At 68.4% G+C, this 10,654-nt stretch carries 11 protein-coding genes; 10 read left to right on the top strand and 1 reads right to left on the bottom strand.

Features of this window, described 5'->3' with window-relative positions; genetic code table 11:
• Nucleotides 1-16: 16 nt before the first annotated feature.
• Entirely contained in the window at nucleotides 17-1,090 is a 1,074-nt protein-coding gene (locus MRBLWO13_RS07670; protein ID WP_341977608.1) for a substrate-binding domain-containing protein, read from the top strand.
• 50 nt (nucleotides 1,091-1,140) lie between these two features.
• On the opposite strand, the gene MRBLWO13_RS07665 is transcribed toward MRBLWO13_RS07670, so the two are convergent.
• On the bottom strand, nucleotides 1,141-2,316 hold the full coding sequence (locus MRBLWO13_RS07665) for an ROK family transcriptional regulator (RefSeq protein WP_341977606.1): 1,176 nt from the start codon (nucleotides 2,314-2,316) through the stop codon (nucleotides 1,141-1,143).
• 85 nt (nucleotides 2,317-2,401) lie between these two features.
• On the opposite strand from MRBLWO13_RS07665, the gene MRBLWO13_RS07660 reads away from it, so the two are divergent.
• The 9 genes from MRBLWO13_RS07660 (at nucleotide 2,402) to MRBLWO13_RS07620 (ending at nucleotide 10,639) form a co-directional block, all read left to right on the top strand.
• On the top strand, nucleotides 2,402-3,433 hold the full coding sequence (locus MRBLWO13_RS07660) for a hydroxyacid dehydrogenase (protein WP_341977604.1): 1,032 nt from the start codon (nucleotides 2,402-2,404) through the stop codon (nucleotides 3,431-3,433).
• A 1-nt stretch (nucleotide 3,434) separates the two neighbouring features.
• Nucleotides 3,435-4,805: a sulfatase gene (locus MRBLWO13_RS07655; protein WP_341977602.1), complete on the top strand. Its 1,371-nt coding sequence runs from the start codon at nucleotides 3,435-3,437 to the stop codon at nucleotides 4,803-4,805.
• Between the two features lie 34 nt (nucleotides 4,806-4,839).
• A complete protein-coding gene (locus MRBLWO13_RS07650) occupies nucleotides 4,840-6,114 on the top strand; it encodes an extracellular solute-binding protein (protein ID WP_341977600.1) in 1,275 nt (424 codons plus the stop codon).
• A gap of 55 nt (nucleotides 6,115-6,169) precedes the next feature.
• Nucleotides 6,170-7,093 carry a sugar ABC transporter permease gene (locus MRBLWO13_RS07645; protein WP_341977598.1) on the top strand — a complete coding sequence of 308 codons (924 nt, stop codon included), beginning with the start codon at nucleotides 6,170-6,172 and terminating at the stop codon, nucleotides 7,091-7,093.
• A complete protein-coding gene (locus MRBLWO13_RS07640; protein ID WP_341977596.1) occupies nucleotides 7,093-7,980 on the top strand; it encodes a carbohydrate ABC transporter permease in 888 nt (295 codons plus the stop codon). The genes MRBLWO13_RS07645 and MRBLWO13_RS07640 overlap by 1 nt, the downstream gene beginning before the upstream one ends.
• Entirely contained in the window at nucleotides 7,977-8,888 is a 912-nt protein-coding gene (locus MRBLWO13_RS07635) for a gfo/Idh/MocA family oxidoreductase (RefSeq protein WP_341977595.1), read from the top strand. The genes MRBLWO13_RS07640 and MRBLWO13_RS07635 overlap by 4 nt, the downstream gene beginning before the upstream one ends.
• A gap of 61 nt (nucleotides 8,889-8,949) precedes the next feature.
• Complete coding sequence (locus MRBLWO13_RS07630; protein WP_341977592.1) at nucleotides 8,950-9,930, top strand: formylglycine-generating enzyme family protein; 981 nt, start codon at nucleotides 8,950-8,952, stop codon at nucleotides 9,928-9,930.
• A complete protein-coding gene (locus MRBLWO13_RS07625) occupies nucleotides 9,927-10,292 on the top strand; it encodes a DUF202 domain-containing protein (protein ID WP_341977590.1) in 366 nt (121 codons plus the stop codon). The genes MRBLWO13_RS07630 and MRBLWO13_RS07625 overlap by 4 nt, the downstream gene beginning before the upstream one ends.
• Nucleotides 10,289-10,639: a DUF202 domain-containing protein gene (locus tag MRBLWO13_RS07620; RefSeq protein ID WP_341977588.1), complete on the top strand. Its 351-nt coding sequence runs from the start codon at nucleotides 10,289-10,291 to the stop codon at nucleotides 10,637-10,639. The genes MRBLWO13_RS07625 and MRBLWO13_RS07620 overlap by 4 nt, the downstream gene beginning before the upstream one ends.
• Nucleotides 10,640-10,654: the final 15 nt, after the last annotated feature.

The following is a 10,654-nucleotide window of genomic DNA, read 5'->3' as shown; positions in this document are numbered from 1 at the left end:
TCGCTAGCCTGATGCCGTGATAGCCGAGGAGAGACGCGAGCGGATTCTTCGCGAACTCGTGCTGCGGGGCCGGGTCGAGGTGCCAGAGTTCGCCGCACGCCTCGGCCTCTCCGGCATGACGATCCGCCGCGATCTGGCTGTACTCGCCGAGCGCGGGCTGCTCCGGCGGGTGCACGGCGGCGCTGTGCTGCCCGACGCGGCGGATGCGCCGGCGATCGGCGCGCGCGGCATCGGCTCGTCAGGCAGGCCGATCGCGACGATCGGGCTGATCGTGCCGGATGCCACGTATTACTTCCCGCCCGTCATCCGCGGCGCGAGCGATGCGGCCAGGGCGGCCGGTGTCCGGCTCGTGCTGGGAACGACGAGCTACGACGCCCGCGAGGAGGCGCGCCAGCTCATCCGGCTCAGCGAAAGCGGCGTCGACGCGATCATGCTCGTCACGGCACGGCCGCAGATCGACGACCAGGCCACGTGGGACACGATCGCGAAGATCGGCACGCCCGTGGTTCTGGTCGAGCGCTCAGCCGGCGGCGCTCCGACCTCGCTGCGCATCGACGCGGTCCGCAGCGATCACAGCTACGGCGCCGAGATCGCGGTCGATCACCTGGCTGAGCGCGGTCACCGCAGCGTCGGCCTGCTCTGCCGCGAGAGCGCGACGGCACCCTGGATCGTGCGGGGTCATGCCAGGGCGATCGAACGGTGGGGACTCGACCCGAGCGCGCCGGTCGCCACCGCCCCGTCCCCGCGATGGGGCGACGGGTCGACCGCTGACGTGCTGCGGCAGTTCCTGGACGGCTGTCTGGCCGCCGGGGCACGGGCGGCACTCGTCCTTCCCGACGACCTCGCCCTCGGTCTTCTGGGCGTCGCGGAGGAGCGCGGGCTGCGCGTCCCCGAGGACTTCGCGATCGTCGCATACGACGACGAGATCGCGTCGCTCGCCAGCGTGCCGCTCACGGCCGTCGCACCTCCCAAGCTCGCCGTCGGTCGCCGGGCTCTGGAGACCTGCTTCATGAGGCTCGAGGAACGAGACGAGACGCCCTCGCAGCGCACCAAGCTCGCACCGGCCTTGAACGTGCGCGACTCGACCTAGACGCGCGAGCCCGAGGTCGATTCGGCTCGATTCGATCTCCCGGAGCTCCGTCAGAGCCCCCCGACGGGCTCCGCGCTGAACAGCTCCGTGATCATGTCGTACCCGGCCCCGCGCGCGAAGATGTCGCCATCCGCCGGAACGGTGACCAGGAACGGCGGCACGGCGTCACCGAACGCGTACTCCGCCGTGAAGGCTTCCCGACACGCCTCCTCGAACACGGTCTGGCCGATCTCGGCCGCAAGCACGAGCACCACCCGCTCAGGGCCGAACATCTTCGACGCATTCGCGATCGCGAGCCCGAGCTTCGCCCCGCCATCGCCGAGCACAGCGGAGGCGGCCGGGGCGACGAGATCAGACGGATCGATCCCGCGGGTCTCGAGAGCCTGCCGCAAGCCCCACACGCTGCTCTGCGTCTCGAGGCATCCGTGAGCCCCGCAGTGGCAGAGCGCCCCACCGTCTCGACGACCGATTGCGGAATGCGCGAAGCCCCCCGCCCCGCCCCGGAATCCGCGGTGGATCCGCCCGTGCGTCAGCATCGACGCGCCGAGACTCGCACCGACGCTGAACACGATGACGTCGCGCTCTGCAAGATCGGTGTCGAGGAGGAGGAGTCCCGTGGTGAAGCTGTTGACGAGGCTGTCGATCGCTACCCGCCGACCGAGGCGGCCGGCGAGCATCGCGGCGAACGGCACATCCTCCCAGCCCAGCGCCCCGCTGTGGCGGACGATGCCGCGAGGACGGTCGACGACACCGGAGAGCGCGACGCTGACGCCCCGGAGCTCGGAACCAGGATGGCTCGCGATCACGGATGAGACGGCCGCAGCAACGATGTCGGCGGCAGTGTCGGGAGTCGTCGAGGAGAGCGGGACCTGCAGGGTCGAGACGACGTCTCCGCGCAGATCCACGAGCGCGATCTCGACGGCGTCTGGTGAGAGCTGCACGCCGGCGACGACGACCGCATCCCTGCCGAGCTGGAGCAACCGCGCGGGGCGGCCTCCCGTGCCACGCAGCACATCGCTTTCGAGGAGCAACCCTTCCCCGACGAGCTGCCCGGTGATCCCCGTGACCGTGGCCGGGCTGAGACCTGTGGAGCTCGTGATCTCGGCGCGGGACGTCGTGCCCCTGCGACGCACGACATCGAGGACGAGCGCCTCGTTGATCTCCCGAATGAGCGCCTTGCTGCCGACGCGCCCCGCCGCACGCTCCGCTGTTGCCTCGTCGGCCATCGCCACTCCTTCGTCGTCAGGTCGTCCCTTGATTCTATTATTTTTGTCATTGACAAAACGAATATCGGCTGATTGAATTCTCGGCATGTCGAACGACGCCGTCCGAGTAGCGGACTCCGAGCCGCATCCCACCGCGCGCATCCTGGTGAGCATCGCCACGGCCGAGCGCACCGCGTTCTTCCCGACCGCGGCGCTGAACGCCCTCGCGGCACGAGCATCCGCGTTCGATACCGGCGAGCCCGCGGCGATCACCTCATCCGCGGCGCTCGCGCAGACCGAGATCGCCGTCGTCGCATGGGGATTCCCGCGGCTGGACGCCGACCTGCTGTCGCGGATGCCGCGTCTGCGCCTTGTCGTCAACGCCGCCTCCTCCGTGCGCGGCCTCGTCAGCGATGCGTTCTGGGACGCCGGGATCCCGATCAGCCAGGCGGGGGCGGCCATGTCGCCTGCCGTCGCCGAGATGTCGCTCACGCTGACGCTCGCATTGCTGCGCCGCACGCACCGCATGGATCACGCGCTGCGCACAGGTCGCCCCTGGGACCAGGCGCGAGCGATCGATCGTGCACGGGAGATCTCCGGGTCGCGCATCGGCGTCATCGGCGCGTCCCGCACCGGACGCGAGTTCATCCGGATGTGCCGCGCTCTGGGCGCGCAGGTGCGGGTGTACGACCCGTATCTCCCGGCGGGCGACCCGCTCACAGCGTTCGCGACGGATCTCGCCGACCTGCTCGCCACGAGTGACATCGTCGCCGTCCACGCTCCGGCGACGGCGGAGACCTCCGGGATGCTGGGCCGTGAGCAACTCGCGTCGATGCGCGACGGCGCCGCCCTCGTCAACACAGCGCGGAGCTCGATCATCGACATGGACGCCCTGTACGGCGAGGTCGCCTCCGGCCGGCTGGACGCCGCGCTGGACGTGTTCGACACCGAGCCGCTGCCGCTGGACGATCGCTGGCGCGAGCTTCCGAACGCCCTGCTCACCGCCCACGTATCCGGTGCTACCGCAGAATCACGCGCCCGAGCCGGACGGATCGTGATCGATGAGATCGACCGGTTCCTCGCCGGTGCGCAGCTCCAGCACCGCATCACTCGCGAAGCACTCGAGAGGATGGGCTGAGATGGCGCGCAGCATCCTGCTCCTGCACTGCCACGACCTCGGTCGCTTCCTCGGCGCATACGGGGTCACGACGGTCAGCACTCCGCACCTGGACCGATTGGCCGCCGAATCGACGGTGTTCGAGTCGGCCTTCGCCACATCGCCGCATTGCAGCCCTGCGCGCGCCTCGTTGTTCACCGGGTCGTACCCGCAGCAGCACGGCGTGCTCGGGCTCACCCACGAACCCTTCGGCTGGGATCTGATCGACCCGACCACGCACATCGCGCACCGGTTGAGCCGGCTCGGGTACGCCACCGAGCTCATCGGCGTCCATCATGAATCCCGCACGCTCCCCGACGATGAGCTCGCCTCCCGACTCGGATTCGGCCTCGTGCGCACCGGCGGCGATCGCGACGTGGTGGTCGAGCGCACCACCGATGCGCTCCGGCGAGCGGCGTCGTCCGATCAGCCCTTCTACCTCCAGGTCGGATTCCACGAGCCTCACCGCACCCCCTCCCGTCGCGACCGCGACGGCATCATGGGCTTCCTCGGCGACGGCTTCGAGGCCGACGAATCGCGCGGCGTCTCGGTTCCGGCCTACCTCTCCGACACCGCCGAGGCGCACGAGGAGATGGCCGAGCTGCAGGGCGCGGTCCGGCACATGGACGAGGGCGTCGGCGCCATCCTCGCCGAACTCGATCAGCTCGGCCTCGCCGAAGACACCCTCGTCGTATTCACCACCGACCACGGTCTCGCGCTGCCTCGCGCGAAGTGCACGCTGTATGACGCCGGCGTCGGCGTCGCGCTGTTCATGCGGGTGCCAGGTGCGGCGGCCTGGCACGGCCGACGCATCCGCAGCCTGGTCAGCCACGTCGACGTCGTGCCCACGCTTCTCGAGCTCGCGGCATCCGCCGATCCCGCGGGCGCCGCCGGGACCAGCCTGGTCGCACTCGTCGAGCACGACGCGGCACCACGCGCCTTCACGTTCGGGCAGCTGACGTACCACACCTATTTCGACCCGAAGCGCTCCGTTCGGTCGGCCGATGCGAAGCTCATCCTCAACCTGTCCAACGCTCCGCGCGCGATGGACCCGACCCAGTCCTGGATGCACCGCAGCATCCCGGTGGACCTGACCGGGCCCACCATCGGGACCAGCCCACTGATGGAGTTCTACGACCTCGGCGCCGATCCTGAGGAGCTCGTCAATCTCATCGACGAGCCGGCACGGGCACCGCAGATCGCCGAACTCGCCACCGCGCTGCAGGAATGGATGCGCGAAACCGAAGATCCGCTGCTGTCGAGCCCGGCATCGCCGCGGCACCGTCTCGCTCTGACGAGTCTGGACCGCATCGCACGGATGCACCGAGCCGAACCGATCGACGCCCCCGCCTGACCTGCAACACACCCCTGAGAGAAAGATCACTGCAATGACGCACCGCATCGTACGAGCCACCGCCCTCACCGGCGTCGCCCTTCTGGCACTCACCGCCTGTTCCTCTCCCTCTGCGGAGACGGAGAAGCCCGTCGATGGCGAGGCGAAGGGCGAAGTGACGCTGTGGATGTACCCGGTCATCCGCGACGAAGCGGCCAGCAAGAGCTTCTGGGAGGACACCGAAGCGTCCTTCGAGAAGGCCAATCCCTCGATCGATCTCACCATCGAGCTGCAGACGTTCGACAAGCGGGACGAGCAGATCTCGGCTGCTCTCGCCGCCAACTCCGGCCCCGACATCGTTCTGATCACGCCGGACCAGGCGGCGACGTACCTCAATGTCGGCGGCCTGCTCCCGGTCGACGACGCGATCGCTGCCGAGCGCGACGTCTTCTACCCGGCGACGCTGGATGCCGCGACGTTCGAGGACGAGCTGTACGGTGTTCCGCTGTTCCAGAACGTCTTCACCACGGCCTACAACAAGGCCCTGTTCGAGGATGCCGGTCTCGATCTGCCGAAGACCTGGGACGACATCCGCGATGCTGCGCCCGTGCTCGCCGAGAACGGCGCCGCCGTGCTCGACTACGTGGGCTCGCCCGAGCAGACCCTCAACCTCACCTTCTATCCGCTGCTGTGGCAGGCAGGCGGCACCGTCTTCTCCGAGGACGGCACCGAGATCGCGTTCGACTCGAAGGAGGGCGTCGAGGCGCTCGAGTTCCTGGTCGACTTGAAGAAGGAAGGCGGCATTCCTGCGGATGCAGCCACCCAGACCACCGGCATCGAAGGCTCCCCCGTCGCCGCCGGCAAGGTCGGCATCCGTTCCACCACGTCGCCGGCCGAGCTCGCCCAGATGCGGGCCGCGCTCGGCGAAGACGCCGTGGTGGTGGGCCCGCCGCTGAAGGGCGAGGCGCAGGCGACCTACGGGAACCCCGGCCTGCTGTCGCTCACTTCGATCAACAAGAAGGAGAACCGGGCGGCTGCCTACGAGGTGCTCTCGTTCCTCACGTCGGCTGACTTCCAGACCGAGTTGAACGCGACGGCCGGGAACTTCCCGACCCGCACCGACGTCGAGATCGCCGGCGCCGAAGCCGACAGGGCCGCGTACGAGGCGGCCCTCGAGGTGGCGAACCCCGGAGAGCCCAACCCGGCAGCACGCCAGGTCATGGCCGTCCTCGCGCCCTACATCCAGGCCGCTCTGCGCGGCGACATCTCCGCCGAGGAGGCTCTCGAGAAGGCCGCCGCCGAGGCGCAGGCAGCTCTCGACCGCTCCTGACCCGACCGGTGCGGGGGTTCGTCCCCCGCACCGCACATCCTCTGAGAGGAACGACATGTCCGTCAGCACCACATCACGACGAGCGTCGGATGCACGCCTCATCGCGGGCCGAGCCACGCGCCGCCGCGAGGCCTGGGCCGGGGTGCTCTTCATCCTGCCGACGCTGGTCATCTTCGCGCTCTTCAAGTTCCTCCCCATCGCGGGCGCAGGAGCCATGAGCCTGACCAGATACCGCCTGAACGGTGACATCGAGTTTCTCGGCGCCGAGAACTACACCCGACTCTTCGCCGACCCGCATTTCTGGCAGAGCCTCTGGGTGACTCTCGTCTACGTCGTCATCTTCGTTCCACTGATCATGATCATCTCTCTCGCCGGCGCGGTTCTCCTCAACCGTCTGGTGCGGATGAGCGGCTTGTTCCGGGCCCTGCTGTTCGTGCCGTACCTCAGTTCGTTCGTGATGGCCGGCATCATCTGGAAGTGGATCTTCGGCGTCGACGGCCCCCTCAACGCTGTGATCGCCTCGGTCGGGCTCGACCCTGTGCCGTTCCTCACCGGCGACCAGTGGCTCGTGCTTGCCAGCCTCGCGATGGTGGCCGTCTGGAAGGGGTTCGGATACTCGATGCTGATCTTCCTCGCGGGGCTCAAGGCCCAGCCGGCCGAAGTGCACGAAGCCGCGACGATCGACGGCGCGGGGCCGTGGAAGACGTTCTGGCACATCACGCTGCCGCTGCTGAAACCCGTGGTGTTCTTCGTCCTCGTCATCGAGACCATCGTCGGATTCCAGGTCTTCGACACGATCTACGTGATGACAGGCGGCGGCCCCGCCCGTGCGAGCTACAGCCTCATCTACTTCCTCTACGACCAGGGCTTCAAGTTCTTCGACTTCGGATACGCCGCGGCCGTCGGCATGGTCCTGTTCGCCATCGTCCTCATCCTCTCGCTCATCCAGCGAGGATTCTTCGAAAGGAAGGAGCGGTGATGACCTCTGCACTCGCCCCCCGTGTTACCGCTCCGAACTCCGGCGGTCACAGCGCAGCATCCGTTGCCCCCCGTCGCAGGCGGCGATCAGGCCAGCGGTGGACGGTCATCGCGCTCACCGCGATCTCGTTGTTCACGGTCGCCCCGCTGATCGCCGTCGTGGTCCTCGCGCTGTCTCCGGCGGACGCGCCGACGATCCCCTACGCGATCCCGGAGGCGCTGACACTCGACAACATCTTCCGCATCTTCCGCGTCGGCGAGTTCCCGACCTGGGTCTGGAACTCGGTCGTGTACTCCGTGGTGTCGGTCGTGATCGTGCTGTTCACCGCATCGATGGCCGCTTATGCGCTCGCCAGGAAGCGATTCCCCGGTCGCAGCGCGCTCCTGTGGTCGATCATCGCGACGCTCATGGTCCCGATGCAGGCAACACTCATCCCGACCTTCATCCTGGTCGCCGGCGCCGGAGGCGTGAACACGCTCTGGGGTCTCATCCTGCCGACGCTCGCGAACGCCCAGGCCGTCTTCCTGATCCGTCAGTTCATCATCGACATGCCCGATGAGCTCTTCGACGCCGCACGCATCGACGGCGCCGGCGAATGGCGCACGTTCGTCTCGATCGTGCTGCCGCTGCTCAAGCCGGTGCTGGCGACTCTCGCGATCTTCGTCTTCCTCTGGCACTGGAACGACCTCCTCTGGCCGCTCGTCGTCGGCCAGTCCGACGAGGCCCGCACGCTCACCGTCGGGCTGGCGACCCTCAACACCGAGACCGTGTCGACCTCGAACATCATGGCCGCCGCGCTGATCAGCTTCATCCCCTGCTTCCTGATCTTCATCTTCCTGCAGCGTCACATCGTGGAGAGCATCACCGCAAGCGGGATCAAGGGATGATCACGCAGGAGCCGATCAGATTCGGCCTGATCGGCGTCGACTCATCGCACGCCATCCAGTTCACCCGGCTTCTCGGCGACGGCCGCACCGGTCGGATCGAAGGCGGCACGGTTGCCACGGCGTGGCAGGGCCCGGTCTCCGCAGACTTCCCACCGAGCCGCGACCGCAGCGACGCGAACGCCGCCTTGCTGGCGGCAACGGGAGTCGAGATGCGCGATTCCGCTGAGGCGGTCGCCGAGGCGTCCGACGCACTTCTGCTGGTGAGCTCGGACGTGCGCACCCGTCGTGAGCAGTTCGCACGTGTCGCGCCTTTCGGGAAGCCCGTGTACGTCGACACCCGCTTCGCCGCAGGGTTGCAGGATGCCCAGCAGATGCTGCAGCTCGCGGAGGAATCGGGCTGTCTCGTGCTGAGCGGTTCGCCCAAGCGATTCACGCCGGAGTTCCAGACCGTGCTCTCGCAGGAGATCGAATCGATCGAGCTCACCGGGCCTCTGGTCGAGCAGCCAGGGCATCCGGGGCTCGCGTGGTACGGCGTGCATCTCGTGGACCTGGCCGTCGCGATCTTCGGGCCTGGGTGCATTCGCGTCGAGCCCGCGGGCAGCGGCGTGCGCATGGTGTGGCCGGACTCCAGGACAGCGACGATCGACGGACCCGCGGAATGGGCGCCGTGGACGAGAGGTCGCGCACGGACCGCGGAAGGCGATACCGCGTTCGAGATCGAAGCGAACGAGGACATGCTGACCGGCCTGCTGGCCTCGGTCGTGGAGTCCTGCCTCACCCGCGAACCGAACATCGATGCGGCGCAGATCCTCGAGATCTCCGAGCTCGTCGCCGCCGGTACCTCCGTGCGCGCGCGCCACGCGCCGGTCGACCTCACCCGACGACCGCCGCGCCCCAGCGCGATCTGAACCGGCAGGAGTCCATCGTGCTCGCGAATGACCGGGATGCCGAATGGTACGGTGTCCCGCGATGACTCTCGAGACCCCCAACGACTGCGGGGCGTCCTGCACCTGCGGGCCACCAGCTCGCAGCCGGCTGCTGTCGATCAACGTCGGCCCTCCCCAGTTCAGCGCGACCGCGGACCCTGGCGCGCATGCGGTGCGGCAGGCGGAGGTTCCGCCGGGACGATTCCTCATGGGCGATTCCTCCGGCGACGGCAATCACGGCGACGGCGAGGAGCCACGGCATCCGATCACCCTCGATGGGTTCTCGATCGACGCCACGACCGTGACCAACGATGATTTCTCGCGCTTCGCCGAAGAGACCGGGTACCGCACGGAGGCCGAGGTCTTCGGATACTCCGCCGTGTTCCACCTCGCGATCACCGCAGCAGAGAGCGACATCATGGGCCCGGCTGCTCGCACGCCGTGGTGGGTAGGGGTCAAGGGTGCGGATTGGCGGCATCCCGGCGGACGCCTCTCGGATGTCGACGGTGACGGCTTCGGAAGGCATCCCGCCGTGCACGTCAGCTGGAATGATGCCATCGCGTACTGCGAATGGGCCGGTCGTCGCCTTCCCACCGAGGCCGAATGGGAGTATGCCGCGCGCGGCGGACTGGACGCTGCCACGTATCCGTGGGGCGACGACGCGCCGGATGCCGGCGGCTGGCGGGCCAACATCTGGCAGGGGCGATTCCCCCACGACAACTCCCTCGACGACGGGTACCTCACCACCGCGCCGGCCGACTCATTTGCGCCCAACGGTTACGGACTCCACCAGGCGGTCGGCAACGTCTGGGAGTGGTGTCAGGACTGGTTCTCGGCGGGCTACTACCGAGACTCCCCGTCGTTCTCTCCCACCGGCCCCTCGACAGGCACAGAACGGGTACTGCGCGGCGGAAGCTATCTCTGCCATGACTCGTACTGCAACCGATATCGCAATTCGGCACGTTCCCGGAACACTCCGGATTCGTCGATGGGCAACGCCGGCTTCCGGACGGTCGCGCGATGAGCCGCGGGCGCCGCTTCCCGCGGCACGTCTATGACCACGGGCGGGAACCGGATGCACGATTCACGCTCGCCAACGAACGCACATTCCTCGCCTGGATCCGTACATCCCTTGCGCTGCTCGCTGGCGGCGTCGCGTTGGAGCTGCTCGGCCTCGACCTCGAACCGCGGCTGCGCTTGGCCGCGTCGCTGATCCTCGTCATCGCCGGCGCGGTCACACCCGTCCTGGCATGGCTCGGCTGGGGCCGCACCGAGCGCGCACTGCGCGAGGATGCACCGCTGCCCGGATCGCCGCTCGGAATCCTGCTCGGCGTCGCCGTCACGGCATCCGGCATCCTCGTCGTGCTCGCGACACTGCTGCGATGAAGCCGCCGTTCGATCCCGGTCTGCAGCTCGAACGCTCCGAACTCTCCTGGCGACGCACGTGTCTCGCCCTTGGCGCTGCGTCTCTCGTGGCGATGAGGCTGCTGCCGGCGGTCTTCGGCGATGCGCTCTGGACGCTCGGTGGCGCGGCAGGGGTCGCGCTGTCGACCACGCTGTGGATCGCCTCGCGGCGCCGCTCCCGCACGATGTCTGCCGCTCTCGACGAACAGGGTGATCGCGCGCGGCTTCCGGACGGAAGTCTCGCGCTGGCCCTCACCATCGGCCTCACCGCCTGTGGAGTAGCGTCCCTCGTCGTGGTGCTCGCGGCGGCCACCGCCGCTTTCCGGTGATTTCCAGGCTCGGCG

This window comes from Microbacterium sp. LWO13-1.2 (genome assembly GCF_038397725.1).
In the GTDB taxonomy this organism is placed as follows: domain Bacteria; phylum Actinomycetota; class Actinomycetes; order Actinomycetales; family Microbacteriaceae; genus Microbacterium.
This window is presented reverse-complemented; position numbering and strand designations above follow the sequence as displayed.